Consider the following 14,648-nt stretch of genomic DNA (forward strand, 5'->3'; position numbering starts at 1 on the left):
CCTGTTTTATAACGCGAAACGCGATTGCGGCCACAGCCAGGCGGCGCCGCGTACGCCGCTCGAATCGCCGTGAACCGCTTTCAGCATCGGCGTTTCACATTCGCCGCCAAACACCCATTGTTTAATCAGCAACGGCACGGTCTGATAAATGCGATCGACGTTGCTCATGCCGCCACCAAAGACAATCACATCCGGATCGAGAATGTTCACCACGTTCGCCAGGGCTTTTGCAAGACGACGTTCATAACGCCCCAGCGCCCGCTCTGCGGTTTCGTCGCCCTGCTCCACCAGCGCAATGATTTCTGCGCCTTTCAGCCGCTGACCGGACAGACGGAAGTAATCTTCAGCAAAGCCGGTGCCGGAAACAAAGGTCTCGACGCAGCCGGATTTCCCGCAGTAGCACGGCACCTCGCGGGCAAACTGCATTTCCTCTTCATCCTGCCACGGCAGCGGATTGTGTCCCCATTCTCCTGCGTTACCGTTGCCGCCCGCATGGGCCGCGCCGTTCAGTGCCACGCCGGAACCGCAGCCGGTGCCGATGATGACCGCAAACACCGTATGACGACCGGCACCTGCGCCGTCGGTGGCTTCTGACACCGCCAGACAGTTGGCATCGTTGGCGATATGCACTTCACGTTTTAACAGCAGCGCCAGATCCTCATCCAGCTGCTGTCCGTTCAGCCAGACCGAGTTTGAATTTTTCACCTTGCCGGTAAACGGCGACAGTGTGCCGGGGATCCCCAGCCCGACGCTGCCGTGCTGACCGGTCGCCTTTTCGGCGTCCAGCACCAGCCCCTCAATCGCTTTCAGCGTGCGCTCGTAGTCATTTCTCGGCGTATCAACACGCTTGCGAAACAGCTCTTTGCCTTCATCAGATAACGCAATCACTTCTATTTTTGTGCCGCCTAAATCAATGCCAATTCGCACGTGTTGTTCTCCTTTTACACCTTGCAGGGTCAGTTTTTTTTGAGTTTATTCAGTTTAGAAGCCAGACGCGACTGTCACCAGAATAAGCTGTTATGCAATGTTACAGGGTGCCGCGATTTCTTAACGACGACTGGCGCTCAATTGGTTATCATGCCGCCCTGCATTCATTTATTCAGCGTACCACGGGTGCGCCGGGACAGGGATAACGCCATGTTATGGTTTAAGAATTTGTTGGTTTACCGTTTGAGCCGTGAAGTTTCGTTATCTGCTGACGAAATGGAAAAACAGCTCAGTGCTTTCACCTTTACCCCGTGCGGCAGTCAGGATATGGCGAAAACCGGCTGGGTCTCGCCGATGGGTTCTCACGGTGGCGATGCACTGACGCACGTCAACGGCGGGCAGATCCTGATCTGCGCCCGTAAAGAAGAAAAAATTCTGCCTTCTCCGGTGATCAAACAGGAGTTACAGGCCAAGATTGAACAGCTTGAAGGCGAGCAACACCGCAAGCTGAAGAAGACCGAAAAAGACTCCCTGAAAGATGAAGTGCTGCACAGCCTGATGCCGCGCGCCTTCAGCCGTTTCAGCCAGACGTTCATGTGGATCGACACCGTTAACGGCCTGATCATGGTCGATGCCGCCAGCGCCAAGAAAGCCGAAGACATGCTGGCGCTGCTGCGTAAAAGCCTCGGTTCGCTGCCGGTGGTGCCACTGACCATGGAAAGCCCTATCGAACTGACGCTGACCGAATGGGTGCGTTCAGGCGATACTCCGGCCGGGTTTGCCTTGCAGGACGAAGCCGAGCTGAAAGCGATTCTGGAAGAAGGCGGCGTGATCCGCTGTAAAAAACAGGCGCTGGTCAGCGACGAAATCGCCACGCACATCGAGAATGGCAAACTGGTGACCAAACTGGCAGTGGACTGGCAGGAACGTATTGCGGTGGTGCTGGCCGACGACGGCAGCATTAAACGCCTGAAATTCAGCGACGTGATCCGCGATCAGAACGAAGACATCGACCGCGAAGATTTCGCCGGACGTTTCGATGCGGACTTCGTGCTGATGACCGGTGAACTGGCCGCGTTAATTCAGAATCTGATCGAAGCACTGGGCGGCGAAGCGCAGCGTTAACACCAGATTCAGCACATAAAAAAGGCGCTAACCGGCGCCTTTTCTGTTTTAACGGTGTCTGAATAAATTACTTGGTCAGGTATTTACACAGGTACGACGTGGTTTCACCGACCTGCAAGTTGAATTCACTTTTACCCGGAATGTAGAAAGTTTCGCCCGGCTTAAACACCTGCCAGTCCGGCGATCCCGGGATCAGCACTTTCAGGGAGCCGCTGATCACAGTCATTTCTTCCGGTTTTGCGGTACCGAAGGTGTACTCGCCGACGGCCATCACGCCAACACTGGCTGAACCCGTACTTTCGCTGTCGAAACCAATCGACTTCACTTTCCCGTCAAAATACTCATTATTTTTCAACATAGATTGGCCCTTTGCGATAATTTTCAGAGCCTTCATATTAGGGGCAGAAACCGTCTTCTGTCACTGATTATTACCGCTTTATCTGCACCAGACGACACCGCCCGCAAAGCGGTATCGCTGATTTGATTTTACGGCCACACAGTGCCATTGTGGGTGGCTGTCCGCCCTGTTCGTCTCAACCTCAGACCACCAGTTCCGCCGCCAGTTTTGCCATCAGCACATTCGACAACAGCACCGGAATATTCAGATGCTTTTGCAGCACGTCAGCGTGATGACGGTTGTAACCAATGCAGTCGAGCACCACCACTTCCGCGCCCTGCTCTGCGAGACGTGTGGCCGCTTCCGTCAGCGTCTGGTCATCTGAAATGTACGGGCTGGCGACCGCGAAGCACGGCGGCGTGGCTAATTTTCGCCATTTGTTCGCCTGCTCAACCACCTGCGATTCCACCGGAACCACAATGCCCGCCCGGTGCTTCCCGACTATCGCGCCGATCAGCGGCGGAATGATGCGGTCAGGCTCGAGCAGCAGCGCGTTGCGGGCATGCAGACGGTTAAATTCACCGGTGCACAGCAGCAGAATGGTCTGGCAACCCAGCGCTTCCAGCACATCGATTTTTTCCTGCAGACCGCGCTCGACGAGGTGCGCGGCCATCGACACCTGTGAACCATCCAGCAACCGCGTGACCAGCACGGCATCGCCTTCCGCAGGGGCATAACGCTGTTCAATGTGCTCCGTGCTCAGCCCGTCCAGTAACCCCACATGGGTCACGGATCCGGCTGGCAGATGCGCCATCAGCAGCGGCATGATATCGCTGCGTGGCGCCTGTCCGATGGTTAACGTCGCAAAGGATGTCATCATGGTGTTACTTCCGGTTTTGCAGGTGACGCAAGCTTCCGTACAGCGACAACAGGAGTTGATATTCATCGGCATCAAAGAACTGACAGGTGCCGCGGCCAAACTCTTTCGCCACTTCCACGGCAAATTTTGCCGCCAGTGCGATATCCACTTCGTGACTTGCCCCGGTGCCACAGCCCGGCACCACCGATTCTGCGGTGATCGCCACACCGACTACCGGTACGCAGGTCGCCGTGGACGGTTGCAGAATGCTGTTCAGGTGATGCACGCCGTTGCCGTAAGGCGTGATGTCCTGTGTGGTGATCGGGAACGTCACCGCCGGTTTGCCGCTGGTCATTTCCATGATGCGCAGTAAATCTTCGGAAACACGCAGGATGTACCCCTCTTTCACCGTCGGCGAAATGGCGTATCCCTTGTGGTTGATAATGCGGTTGCCCTTGGTGGTGTCGATGGAGAGGATCGCATCCACACCGTCCACCACTTCGTTGTCATTCATGGTCACGTCGTCAATCGGTGAATCCATAAAATCCACCGGATCGTGCGGACGGGTCGGGGCGTTCGGGCAGATGTGTGTCGTGATGATCACATCGCCGTCAAGCACATCGCCTTTGCGCTGCATGTCAGCCAGTTTCAGCGCGCTGGTGACGGCGGCAATCGCGCCGTCGCCATCAGACACCAGACCGATGCGTGTCGGACGTGCGCCGATACCGCCCAGACGGCCGATAATGCCCAACGTCGGCGCGGTGCCGCCGCTGCTTTTACCCTGACTGCCCGGCACGGTGATACGGACAAAATCCGTGCCGCCTTTCGGGCCATCAGCGCGATGCGTGCTGGCCGTGATGCCCGGATAGCGGGCGAATAAGTCCACAATGTCCTGACCGCTGACGTGTGCACTGTCAATCAGTTCGAATACCATTAATGTCTGTTGCAAACTCATCACAAAATCCTCTTAAAACATCGCGGCTGGCGTATTTCACGCAGTAGCCAAAACAGTCGCGGGCGCTGTTCATCGTGGAACAGTCAGGTGTTTAATGCTGGCTAAACATCAGCCCTGGTGTTGGTGCGGTACTCACTACTTTTTGGCACTGAAAACCGACGTGAAGAAGCTGTAAAGTGCGTCACCGGCGATAAATCCTGCCGCCAGCACTTCCATTGGCGTACGCCCTTTTTCACCCCAGATACGAATAATGATGATGCGCAGCACAATGCCGCAGACCACAGCCCATCCGGCCATCACGCTGTTGATCAGTAAACCGGTGGCCAGCAATACGCCGAGCTGGCGTTTCGGCCCGCCAATCAGCTGGATCAGCGCCCCCGGAATGGCCCAGATCAGCAGACTGTGGGCAATGCCCGGCTGCGCACCGGCCTGAATAGTTTTGGCATACACGCGCGCCACCGGCGGCACCAGATCCTGTGCGAAGTAACCGTAATGGGCATACCAGACCACCGGAATGGCGATGATAAAGGCCAGCAGGGCGGCGAATAACTGGATGCGGCGACCGGCGAGTTCAGCCTGCAAATCTTTGCCATAACCCCGCAGGATAAATCCGGCTTTGAGGTCAAACCCCATGTCGGCAAATGCCGGGCCGGTCGCGGCGGTAAAGCCGGTCAGCACGCACAAGGCCAGCGGCGGGAAGCCAATCAGAATACCGATAATCAGCGTGATCAGCGCAACAGCAAAGGCCGGGAACCAGCCGGAGTGCATCGCGGCAATGCCGACAATCAGTTCATGGAAGAAGGCGGCAAAAGCGGCGTAAATCACGAACGCAATCAGCATGCCGACGGACATCTCGCTATATAAACCGCCCGCCAGCGCCAGCAGCGCGGCAATGGCGATATAGCCAAATGCGCCCAGCCCGAGCGCGGTTCGCACTTCTTTCGCCGGTTGGGTAAAGGTGGTTCTGGCATCGGCATTTTTCGCTCGCACCACCTGAATCACCTGCAACAGCGAGACCAGCCCCGCGCCGACCATCATGCCGTGTGGAATATACATCGCATTCAGATCCAGCCCGGCCAGCGGCTGTGCGTAAGCGCGGATCAGCAAACCAATCCCGAACATACTCAGCGCCCAGATATTGCCGATAAATGCCGTACCAAATGCCGCCATCGGAATTTTAAGCATCGCGCCGCCCAGCCCGATCACCACACCGGCGACCAGCAGCCAGGCCTGACGCCCGCCGTTATCCCCCGCTTTAATGGCTTCCGCTGCCGCCACACCCGGCGGCCAGGCATTGCTGGCCGGGAACACTTTGGTGTCAAACAGGCGGTAAAGCAGATAGGCATCGAGCAACATCGCCACCGCCACACCGGTAAACATTGGCATGATCAGTTGCGGTTGCCCCATGACATACGGGATAGCGATGGGCATCAGCAGGCTGTTTGCCGCGCCAAAGGTGGCAGAGGAAATGACGGTTTGCGCCAGATTCTGGGTATGAACAGAACGGTAACGCTGAAACGCCTGCATCGGAATGCGCGCCAGCAGCATGGCAAACAGCGCGCCGATAATGGAAGTATTAGGCGTCACGCCTAACGTGGTAATCAGTTGAACACCGATGATTGCGCCTAACACAGACAACAGAATCATCACGATGAGAGTGCCAATATCCTTTAGCTGATTTTCCTTATTATTCTTAACAGGTTGATCTGACATAAGGCCCCTGGTGTTGAGCAAGTATTTCACATAAAAAAATTCCGGGCCCGTTACCGGTCATTCCCTTTGCGGATTATTCCCGTGTCGGTAAATGCCAGTATTCATCACCCAATTTTTCGGCGAGTTGCCGGGTTACAGCAATCAGCCCTTCTTTTATTCCTTGCGGAATTTCTTTCCCTTGTGCAGGCGAAGGGAAAGACAAACATAATCCGACGGTTTCATTACGGTGTTTATTAAAAATGCTGGTGGCTAATGAACTGATGCCCAGCAAGGTTTCATTATTGGCAAAAGACACACCGGTGTTCCGTACCTCTGCCAGACGGGCTAATAACAATGCCATACTGGCCGGGGCATTCACCGAATTCACCTGATATTCCCCGTGAAAACGCTGCATCACCTCGTCATCGGAATACCGTGCCAGAATCGCCCGGCCAATCGCGGTTTCATGCGCCGGGAGCAGGCTGCCTGCGGGGGTCACCACCTGCAGATAGGTTCTGCCGGGAAACATCCGCATGACCAAAATATCCCGCCCTTCCAGCATCGAGATATAGCCGGTGCATTGCGTCAGCTGACTGAGTTGCGTCATATACGGCGATGCGGTATCCACCAGCGGCGTCGATAAATAATGACTTGAGACGGCCAGTAATAATTTTCCGATGCGATACAGGCGACTGTCCGGATCGCGTTCCAGCAATCCTTCTGTTTCCATGGTCATCAGTAATCGTGAAACCGTACTTTTCGGTAATTTTAAATTTTCGACCACGTCACTGAATGACAAACCGGGATGTCCCTGACGGATGCCCTGTCTGGAAAATAATTTCAGTACCGCCGACGCATTTTCTAAAGTGGTCATAAAGGAGTGAGTTCCGGTATATGGAACAGGGTTCCTGTTAAGTTAAATAAAAACTAAAGCTGATACGTGTCAGCGTCAAGCCGTTTATTTTTCACTCAGAACGGAACAGGCAAAGGAATATGCTTAAAGAAATTCCTAAAGCCATTTATTTTTGGGAGAGAAAGAGTGGATGCCGAGTATTTATGAGGTGACGGACGTCAAACTCAGCAGATTATCGTGATTAAATATTACGCAAAATATACAAAGCGATGGAGGCTTCGACGAGGATAATGGTGACTGACCAGATAGCGGGCATGGCTTTGGCGTGCTGGTGGAAGAACGACATCAGGGATTTCATCATGGGTTCCAGGTTTTAGAACTGAACTAATCACATGGGTTATTATTTTACGCCCACTAATTCACCAGTACAATACTTAGACGACTGTGATCTTCCTCACAGGCGATGGCCCGTTTTGTTTACATGCCGCCACCCTGCCCGCGTTCAGGCAAAAAAAACGAGCCACAGCGGCTCGTTTCTGAAAAGACATCATCACGTTCAATGCTGAATTTAGCGCGCCATGGGCAAGGCCAGCGCATCCATAATGGCATTCACCACGTCGGCAGGATCCTGCGTGCCATCGACCACATGATGGGCGGCCTGCTGGTAAAGCGCTTCACGTTCGTTCAGCACTTCCGTCATTTCTTCAGTGATCGGTTTGCCGGTCAGCGTCGGGCGCTGATCTTCCAGCGGAGCATCTTCCAGACGGTTTGCCAGCGTCGAGGCCGGTGAGCGCAGATAAATCACGGTGCCCGCTTCCCGCATAAAATCGCGGTTTTCCTGCGCCAGCACCACGCCGCCGCCGGTGGCAATGACAGTCAGCGGCGAACAAATCGCTTTCAGCGTTTCAGTTTCACGACGACGGAATCCCTCCCAGCCTTCACGTTCGACAATGTCTGCGACGCTAAGACCCGAAGTGCGCAGCAGATGCAGATCGGTATCGACAAATTTGTAGCCCAGCACTTTCGCCAGCTCGCTACCTACTGTCGTTTTACCCGCGCCGCGCGCGCCTACCATGAAGATGGGTTGTGTCATTACCGCTTCCTTTATTCCCCGGGAGCCCCGTTGCTCGCCTGATAAAAATCCATCCTCTGTAAGGAGGTTGAACGTCAAACGTTACCTGATGTGCTGACTGTCGTTGTACTCGCGAGATAGTACAACAAAAAAGCTTCACTGGCAGATTTTTGTCACCTGCCGGTGAAGCTTCTGTAGCGTTTTATTTACGCCATTCAGGGCATCATACTGAAAAATCCTTGTTACGCAACGGCCTGCAATGAGCTTTGCGAGCCTCCGCCCTTAAGTGACTGTATCAGCAGGGTTTACAGATATACACCAGCGCGGGAGGAAAATTCCTGACCACACGGATTTTTTTCCAGGTGAAATAGCGTGACAACAGTTTTTCTGACAGCTGGCTGTACTGAAACAAAATCAGCACTCCGTCTTTCTCCTTCAGCTGTTGCTGTGTTCTCTGCAAAATCCTGATGCTGGTACGCACGGGCATCGACAGCAGCGGCAGACAAGAAAATACCGCGTCGTAATTCGTGCTCATGTGCTCCGCAGAATGCGCCATCACCTGCAAACGGCGATCCTCCATCTGATTCAGCTTACGCACAAAGGCAGGCTGAATTTCGAAAGCCTCGAGTTTGGCATCGGCGCGCATCCGGCTGAGAATACGGCGGGTCAGCACCCCGTCGGCCGCGCCAAGTTCTGCAATATCCAGCGAGGTGGTCCAGTCAATCTGGCTGAGCATCGCATGGCATAACCAGGGTGACGACGGCATCAGCGTGCCCATGGTCCTGGGTGAAGTCATAAAATTCTGTAAATAAAAAAAGCGGTTCTGAATCGAAAGTCCGGTGTTCTTAATCGTCATTATTGCGGCGTTCAGCATATATACGTCCTCCTGAAAGGGATAGACCCCTATCAGGCCAAAAAATTCTTAAGAAATGATTAATAAGAGAAATAATGACCAGTAAGATTCAAACAAAATAAATCACATGGGATAACTCTCAAAAAAGACGTCAACCGCTGGCAGGATTCAGATAATAAAAAGGCCAATGTCAGGTGACATTGGCCTTCTCACACTACATTCACTTAATCACGCTTAAATAAAAAACGTTGAGGGATATTCCGTCAGACGATTTTATTTATACAGCTCAACGCTGGCACGGCTCAGGCTGGAATCCCCCGGGGTGTCGGCACCGATGACGCGGTAATGGGTTGCCCCTTTATCGCTGGCAATCTGGTTCAGCTGGTCACGCATGCTACCCGGAACCGTATTCGGCGCACTCACAGACACGGTACCCAGTGACTGAAAGTTACCGCTTTGCGCCTGCATTTCTGAAATAGGCGTAGCCGCGAGGGCTGAGAATGAAGCGACAGTAATAGCAACAGCGGCAATTGCAGGTAAGATTTTCATATTACGCACCTTTCTTTCGTTAGTTTCGTTAATTAATGGGGCGGAAGCAATCCGTTGAAATAATTATCGGCGAATCAATGAAAGCGGACGTAATCGAATGTAAAGAACTTCAACCATTGTGGTAAAAATAAGGAGAGGATGAAAATAAATATTTCTGAGAAGGTAACTTACGAGGAAATAAAGATATTTAATGGAGAAAGTGTGGAGAGTTGTTAATGTTATTTATGACCCGGACAACATTCGCACAAATCGACGCCGGGATGCAATCACTGTTATGATTATTTTTTATGAATTTTCTGTTGTTGTGATCACCTGCATGTCAGGGCAACAGAGGTCGGGTGACCGCGTGCGCGGAAAGCCCATTGCACAATGATAAAAGGGAGTGATTTATGGCGGGTGGCAGCCTTCTGGCGTTAATCGATGATATCGCGTCGATTCTTGATGATGTGGCGGCGATGAGTAAGGTCGCGGCGAAAAAAACAGCCAGCGTGCTGGGTGACGATCTGGCGCTGAATGCACAACAGGTCACGGGGGTGAAAGCCGATCGTGAGTTGCCTATCGTCTGGGCAGTGGCCAAAGGGTCGATGATCAATAAAGCCATTCTGGTGCCGCTGGCGCTGCTGATCAGTGCGTTTATTCCCTGGGCCATCACACCCTTGCTGATGATTGGCGGTGCTTATCTGTGTTACGAGGGTTTCGAAAAAGTCGCCCATAAGCTGATGCCGGGCGAGCATCATGAAGAAAAAAAACCGGCAGCCGCTGAAATTAAAAATGAAGCGGATGCCAAAAAGCTGGAGAAAGAAAAGGTTAAAGGTGCGGTGCGCACCGACTTTATTCTCTCGGCTGAAATCATCGTTATCTCGTTAGGTATTGTGTCAGCAGCACCGTTCCTGAATCAGGTCACCGTGATGGTACTGATTGCGGTGGCGATGACTGTCGGGGTTTACGGGCTGGTGGGGGCGATTGTGAAAATCGATGACGCCGGTCTGTATCTGAGCAACCTCAACGGCGAAAGCGGGATGATGAACGCCGTACGCGCTTTTGGTCGCGGTATCGTCAACGCCGCCCCCCTGCTGATGAAAACGCTGTCTGTCGTCGGCACCATCGCGATGTTCCTGGTCGGTGGCAGTATCATCAGCCACGGCCTGCCGTTTATGCACAGCCTGATTGAGCCGCTGACCCACGGCCATGAAAGCTGGGTAAATACACTGATCACCGGCGCGACCGATTTAGTGGTTGGTCTGGTGGTCGGTGCTGCCGTGCTGGTGCTGGTACTACTGGGGAAAAAGATCTTCGGCAAATCGTCATAAGATCACATTCTGCGCCCTTCCCTCCGCGGAAGGGCGCAACTCATCGCACTTCTCTTCAGTTCTTCGACGCCACCAGCATCATGATATCGCTGGTGAAGGTGCCGTCAGGCTGGATCTCAAAATGTTTAACCACGTCTTCAGACATCGTTTTTTGCAGCTCACGGATGGCGACAGCAAAATGTTCCGGTGTACGCATACGCGCGATCCAGCTGGTGAATTCCAGCGGCAGACGGTCTGTCGTCACTTCACGGGTAATCAGCCCGGCTTCAGCGGTCATGTTCAGCCATTCGCCTGGTGAATAGTTGCAAACATGGGACGTGTCACGCAGCACTTCGACGGTTTGCAGATAAATATTCAGCAGCGGATGCCCCGGCGACACCACGTCCATCATGATGAATTTGCCGCCCGGCTTCAGCACGCGCGCCACCTCGCGCAGCGCCAGCCCGACATCATGCCAGTGGTGCGCAGAATAACGGCTGATGATCACATCTGCGCTGTGGTCGGCAAACGGCAGTGATTCCGCGACACCCTGTTGTACGCTGATGTTCGCCAGTTGCTTGTCGCGGGCGGCCTGCGCCACCACGTCCAGCATCTGCGCCGACAAATCATAGGCAATGACATTATTGACGATGCCCGCCGCGACAAAACTGGCGTGCCCCGCACCGCAGCCCAGATCAATCACCTGCGCATGCGGAAAGGGTGCCAGCAGCGTCGCCAGACGTTGTAAATCCGCCCCCTGCGAGTGCACGGCGCTGGTCAGATAATCCTGTGCCTGTGAACCAAACTGCTTATCGACCGCCTGACTGTGGGTATTTTTCATGTTCATCATTGCTCCTGTCTGTCTTGTTTTTGTATTGAGAAAGCGGGTTTCAAATGACCTCAAAATCACTATAGGCATTGTTCTATACGGGTACAATATGAGCGTTTATACTGGTATGAGTTACTCCCTGTTTAAGAGCAAAGCATGATTGATAACGCAGACTCACTGAGCGGTCCAAAGGCACTGGGGACATTTTTACGCACACACCGCGAGCGGGTGACACCTGAAATGGTCGGGCTGCCCGGTTCTTCACGTCGCAGAACCAGCGGATTGCGCCGTGAAGAACTGGCGCAAATCAGCGGCATCAGCGCCACCTGGTACACGTGGATTGAACAGGGGCGCGACGTGTCCATCTCCGCCGCCACGCTGGACAGTCTGGCGAAGGCGTTGCGCATGGAGCCTGCCGCCCGCGAGTATTTATTCAGTTTAGCTTCGGTGAAAGATCCGCAGGCGTTGCCCTCCTCCGGCGCACCGGATGCCAGCCTGAGAGATTGCGTCAATCAGCTGACCTGCCCCGGCTATCTGCTCGACAGCGGCTGGAATGTGCTGGCATGGAACCCGCAGGCGCAGGCGTTGTTCAGCGGCTGGCTGGGCGTTGACGAACACCCTAATCTGCTGGATTTCATGTTTCTGCATCCGCTGGCGCGCGAACTGGTCACCAACTGGGCCGAACGCGCCAAACGGGTGGTGGCCGAATTCCGTGCCGAAACCAGCCATTACGCCCATTCTGATGCGGTCCGTCAGTCGGTGATCAGTCTGCGGGAGCGCAGCAGTGAATTTAATCAGTGGTGGTCGCAGCAGGAAGTACTGGCGCGCGAAGGCGGAGAACGGCGCTTCCATCATCCGCTCAAGGGTGAAATCTGTTACCGCCAGCAGACCTTTTTCCCCGCCGGTTATGCAGAATGCAAGCTGGTGATCCTGGTGCCGGACGCATGACAGCATCGCCCGGCCAGCCTGCTGTTTTTTCTCACTTAATGCGCCTTTTCACCAATTGACATACGGATGCCAGATATGTGAGGCTGATTTGATTGGTTTCCTTTATGACAGGATAACGCCCATGATGACACGCCAGATTTATCAGGATGAAGAGTTCGAGATCCGCGTCGCGACCGAGCTTGAAGCCATCACGCATTTTGCCGCCGTTCAGGCATCCGTGAAGGATATCGGCGCGTGGGAATCCTGGTGTTCGGATAAATACTCGCTGGAAGACAGCCGGAAATATCTGGCTGACTGCGAGCAAAAACGCCATCGCGGCGCAGAGTTTAATTTCTGTCTGTTTGAGCGTGCCAGCGGAAATCTGATTGGCAGCGTGGGCATCAACCGCATCACGCCGGAGTATAAGTTCGCCAACCTCGGTTACTGGATCCGCACCGGTTATACCGGCCGCGGACTGGCGACACTGGCGGCCAGAACTGCGGCACGTTTTGCATTTACCGGGCTGGAACTGACCCGTCTGGAAATCGTGGTGATGGATGGCAATGACCGCAGCCGCCGGGTGGCCGAAAAAACCGGCGCGATATCCGAAGGTCTGCACCGTAACCGGCTTTATTATCACGGTCAGCCGCGTGATGCCTGGATGTATTCCCTGATCCCGGGCGATCTCTGAGGCTGGCTCCACAAAAAAGATAAGGCAACAGAACATGACTTTTTCTACCCATACCGTATCTACCGACTGGCTGGCGAAGAATCTGAATTCACCGGACGTGGTCATTATCGATTGCCGTAAATCCAAACCGGGCATTACGCCGCCGGTGGATTTTCATGGCAAATATCTCGAAGCGCACATTCCCAACGCGATCTATGTGGAAGTCGACAGCATTTCCGACTGCAGCACCGGCCTGCCGCATATGATGCCGACGGAGGAAGAATTCGCCGCATCGATGAGTCGTCTGGGTGTGGCCGACACGCAAACCATCGTGCTTTACGATGAAGGTGATTTGTTCTCCGCCCCGCGTGTGTGGTGGATGCTGACCAGTTTCGGCGCGAAAAGCGTGCGCGTGCTGGATGGCGGGCTGAATGCGTGGATAGCGGAAGGCAAACCGACACAAAGCGGTGAGCACACCCGCGTGCCGTCGACGTTTAATGCAAAACTGGTGCGTCCGGTGGTGGTCAGCGCCGAAGAAGTGAAAAACGCCCTCGGCAAGGTACAGATTATCGATGCCCGCTCGCTGGCACGCTTTAAAGCCGAAGCGCCGGAACCGCGTCCGGGGCTGCATGGCGGCCATATTCCGGGCAGCCTGAGCGTACCTTTTACCGAACTGACGCAGGACGGACACCTGAAATCGCCGCAGGCACTGAAAGCGACGTTCGAAGGTCTGGGCGTGGATCTGAACAAACCGGTGATCACCAGTTGCGGCTCCGGTGTGACGGCGGCCGCGCTGGCTTTCGGCCTGGATTCTCTGGGGGTGAAAGACGTGATGCTGTATGACGGATCATGGGCCGAATGGGGCGATGTTAACGAAGACTTCCCGATTGAAACCCACTGATTTCTGGTTGCGGTAATGGCGTCAGTTCGCTGACGCCAAACGCCAGCGCCATGTCTTTCATCTGACTGATCACGCTGTAAGCCGGCCTCGGCACCACAGTGAACTCTTCGATCAGCAAACACGCGCTGACCGGATCATGCGCCGTCTCGCGCAATGCCTGCCGCAAAACAGCCAAATCCTCAGGCGATGTCTTCGCCGACGTAATCAGCGGTAAACCCGGTACGGCTGCGGTTTGTCCGATCACCGCCAGTCCTTCCAGCGCCTGCGGTTCCGTGCGGCGGAGGAGTTCCAGCGTCACACAATCTATCGCCGCCAGATCGGCAAGGTTTTGCTGAACGTAGCGCAGGGATCCACGGTGACTGCCGGTGGCGGTGACCTGCGAGAAAAAGCGTCCGTCCACCGCCAGAGGCGCGACCAGCGCCCGCAAACTGTTGTAACCCGATTGCGAATCCGTGCTGTTAAACGCCAGACGACGCTGACGAAAACCGGCAAGGTGCAGACTGGCATCTTCTTCCCGCGCCAGCAAAAAGCTGCGGTAACGGAATCCGTCACAGCCCGGCGCACGGTAGCTGAATGTCCCCACCAGCTGAACCTGCGGCAGACTTTCCACCAGCGGATAACCGCAGGTCTGGCTGAGCAGCAGATCCGGTGTCTGCCAGTGATGGAGTAAATCCTGCGGCCAGCTCAGCGCATCCGGCACGGCATTCAGGCCAGCATCTTTCAGTTTTTGGCGCAAAATATCGGCGAAAGCCTCGACATCCGGCGGAGAAATCGCATACATCGGCAAAGACATCAGCATCATCTGGCCAC

16 protein-coding genes are annotated in these 14,648 nt (G+C 54.5%); 5 read left to right on the forward strand and 11 right to left on the reverse strand.

What is annotated here, in order from left to right; translation table 11 throughout:
- Positions 1–6: 6 nt before the first annotated feature.
- Positions 7–927, reverse strand: a complete 921-nt coding sequence (gene mak, locus EDF78_RS06445) for a fructokinase (RefSeq protein WP_095924915.1) — start codon at positions 925–927, stop codon at positions 7–9.
- A 210-nt stretch (positions 928–1,137) separates the two neighbouring features.
- Between mak and rdgC the strand changes: the two genes are divergently transcribed.
- A complete protein-coding gene (gene rdgC, locus EDF78_RS06450; protein ID WP_119826819.1) occupies positions 1,138–2,052 on the forward strand; it encodes a recombination-associated protein RdgC in 915 nt (304 codons plus the stop codon).
- 67 nt (positions 2,053–2,119) lie between these two features.
- Here the strand turns inward: rdgC and ppnP are convergent, their stop codons facing one another.
- The 8 genes from ppnP to EDF78_RS06490 form a co-directional block, all read right to left on the reverse strand.
- Positions 2,120–2,410 (reverse strand): pyrimidine/purine nucleoside phosphorylase, encoded by a 291-nt coding sequence (ppnP, locus tag EDF78_RS06455; protein ID WP_013576688.1) that lies wholly within the window; start codon positions 2,408–2,410, stop codon positions 2,120–2,122.
- Between the two features lie 181 nt (positions 2,411–2,591).
- The gene (locus tag EDF78_RS06460; protein WP_131693519.1) at positions 2,592–3,269 is read right to left on the reverse strand and encodes an AroM family protein; all 678 of its coding nucleotides are present in this window, start codon (positions 3,267–3,269) and stop codon (positions 2,592–2,594) included.
- A gap of 4 nt (positions 3,270–3,273) precedes the next feature.
- On the reverse strand, positions 3,274–4,203 hold the full coding sequence (locus tag EDF78_RS06465) for a DUF1177 domain-containing protein (RefSeq protein WP_133822753.1): 930 nt from the start codon (positions 4,201–4,203) through the stop codon (positions 3,274–3,276).
- A 135-nt stretch (positions 4,204–4,338) separates the two neighbouring features.
- On the reverse strand, positions 4,339–5,916 hold the full coding sequence (locus EDF78_RS06470) for an OPT/YSL family transporter (protein ID WP_095924911.1): 1,578 nt from the start codon (positions 5,914–5,916) through the stop codon (positions 4,339–4,341).
- Positions 5,917–5,989: 73 nt separating this feature from the next.
- The gene (locus EDF78_RS06475; RefSeq protein WP_095924910.1) at positions 5,990–6,769 is read right to left on the reverse strand and encodes an IclR family transcriptional regulator; all 780 of its coding nucleotides are present in this window, start codon (positions 6,767–6,769) and stop codon (positions 5,990–5,992) included.
- Between the two features lie 547 nt (positions 6,770–7,316).
- Positions 7,317–7,841 (reverse strand): shikimate kinase AroL, encoded by a 525-nt coding sequence (aroL, locus tag EDF78_RS06480; protein WP_095924909.1) that lies wholly within the window; start codon positions 7,839–7,841, stop codon positions 7,317–7,319.
- 274 nt (positions 7,842–8,115) lie between these two features.
- Positions 8,116–8,694 carry an rRNA adenine N-6-methyltransferase family protein gene (locus EDF78_RS06485; protein ID WP_133822754.1) on the reverse strand — a complete coding sequence of 193 codons (579 nt, stop codon included), beginning with the start codon at positions 8,692–8,694 and terminating at the stop codon, positions 8,116–8,118.
- A 252-nt stretch (positions 8,695–8,946) separates the two neighbouring features.
- On the reverse strand, positions 8,947–9,222 hold the full coding sequence (locus EDF78_RS06490) for a DUF1471 domain-containing protein (RefSeq protein ID WP_095924907.1): 276 nt from the start codon (positions 9,220–9,222) through the stop codon (positions 8,947–8,949).
- 389 nt (positions 9,223–9,611) lie between these two features.
- On the opposite strand from EDF78_RS06490, the gene EDF78_RS06495 reads away from it, so the two are divergent.
- A complete protein-coding gene (locus EDF78_RS06495; protein ID WP_095924906.1) occupies positions 9,612–10,532 on the forward strand; it encodes a DUF808 domain-containing protein in 921 nt (306 codons plus the stop codon).
- Between the two features lie 55 nt (positions 10,533–10,587).
- Here the strand turns inward: EDF78_RS06495 and EDF78_RS06500 are convergent, their stop codons facing one another.
- A complete protein-coding gene (locus EDF78_RS06500; RefSeq protein ID WP_133822755.1) occupies positions 10,588–11,358 on the reverse strand; it encodes a class I SAM-dependent methyltransferase in 771 nt (256 codons plus the stop codon).
- A gap of 138 nt (positions 11,359–11,496) precedes the next feature.
- On the opposite strand from EDF78_RS06500, the gene EDF78_RS06505 reads away from it, so the two are divergent.
- The 3 genes from EDF78_RS06505 (at position 11,497) to sseA (ending at position 13,838) form a co-directional block, all read left to right on the forward strand.
- Positions 11,497–12,288, forward strand: a complete 792-nt coding sequence (locus EDF78_RS06505) for a helix-turn-helix transcriptional regulator (RefSeq protein ID WP_119826823.1) — start codon at positions 11,497–11,499, stop codon at positions 12,286–12,288.
- Positions 12,289–12,409: 121 nt separating this feature from the next.
- Positions 12,410–12,958 (forward strand): GNAT family N-acetyltransferase, encoded by a 549-nt coding sequence (locus tag EDF78_RS06510; RefSeq protein WP_133822756.1) that lies wholly within the window; start codon positions 12,410–12,412, stop codon positions 12,956–12,958.
- A 34-nt stretch (positions 12,959–12,992) separates the two neighbouring features.
- Entirely contained in the window at positions 12,993–13,838 is an 846-nt protein-coding gene (gene sseA, locus EDF78_RS06515) for a 3-mercaptopyruvate sulfurtransferase (RefSeq protein WP_131693522.1), read from the forward strand.
- Here the strand turns inward: sseA and EDF78_RS06520 are convergent.
- Positions 13,807–14,640 (reverse strand): PhnD/SsuA/transferrin family substrate-binding protein, encoded by an 834-nt coding sequence (locus tag EDF78_RS06520; RefSeq protein WP_131693523.1) that lies wholly within the window; start codon positions 14,638–14,640, stop codon positions 13,807–13,809. The genes sseA and EDF78_RS06520 overlap by 32 nt on opposite strands.
- Positions 14,641–14,648 lie beyond the last annotated feature (8 nt).

Source organism: Rahnella sp. BIGb0236 (genome assembly GCF_004364755.1).
Lineage (GTDB): Bacteria > Pseudomonadota > Gammaproteobacteria > Enterobacterales > Enterobacteriaceae > Rahnella > Rahnella victoriana.

Bases quoted from the DNA above. Each gene is read 5' to 3' on its own strand.
- EDF78_RS06495 (WP_095924906.1), top strand. From the start codon at position 9,612: ATGGCGGGTGGCAGCCTTCTGGCGTTAATCGATGATATCGCGTCGATT.
- EDF78_RS06465 (WP_133822753.1), bottom strand. From the start codon at position 4,203: ATGAGTTTGCAACAGACATTAATGGTATTCGAACTGATTGACAGTGCA.
- EDF78_RS06460 (WP_131693519.1), bottom strand. From the start codon at position 3,269: ATGATGACATCCTTTGCGACGTTAACCATCGGACAGGCGCCACGCAGC.
- EDF78_RS06510 (WP_133822756.1), top strand. From the start codon at position 12,410: ATGATGACACGCCAGATTTATCAGGATGAAGAGTTCGAGATCCGCGTC.
- EDF78_RS06470 (WP_095924911.1), bottom strand. From the start codon at position 5,916: ATGTCAGATCAACCTGTTAAGAATAATAAGGAAAATCAGCTAAAGGAT.
- ppnP (WP_013576688.1), bottom strand. From the start codon at position 2,410: ATGTTGAAAAATAATGAGTATTTTGACGGGAAAGTGAAGTCGATTGGT.
- aroL (WP_095924909.1), bottom strand. From the start codon at position 7,841: ATGACACAACCCATCTTCATGGTAGGCGCGCGCGGCGCGGGTAAAACG.
- EDF78_RS06485 (WP_133822754.1), bottom strand. From the start codon at position 8,694: ATGCTGAACGCCGCAATAATGACGATTAAGAACACCGGACTTTCGATT.
- EDF78_RS06500 (WP_133822755.1), bottom strand. From the start codon at position 11,358: ATGAACATGAAAAATACCCACAGTCAGGCGGTCGATAAGCAGTTTGGT.
- EDF78_RS06520 (WP_131693523.1), bottom strand. From the start codon at position 14,640: ATGATGCTGATGTCTTTGCCGATGTATGCGATTTCTCCGCCGGATGTC.
- sseA (WP_131693522.1), top strand. From the start codon at position 12,993: ATGACTTTTTCTACCCATACCGTATCTACCGACTGGCTGGCGAAGAAT.
- EDF78_RS06505 (WP_119826823.1), top strand. From the start codon at position 11,497: ATGATTGATAACGCAGACTCACTGAGCGGTCCAAAGGCACTGGGGACA.
- rdgC (WP_119826819.1), top strand. From the start codon at position 1,138: ATGTTATGGTTTAAGAATTTGTTGGTTTACCGTTTGAGCCGTGAAGTT.
- EDF78_RS06490 (WP_095924907.1), bottom strand. From the start codon at position 9,222: ATGAAAATCTTACCTGCAATTGCCGCTGTTGCTATTACTGTCGCTTCA.
- EDF78_RS06475 (WP_095924910.1), bottom strand. From the start codon at position 6,769: ATGACCACTTTAGAAAATGCGTCGGCGGTACTGAAATTATTTTCCAGA.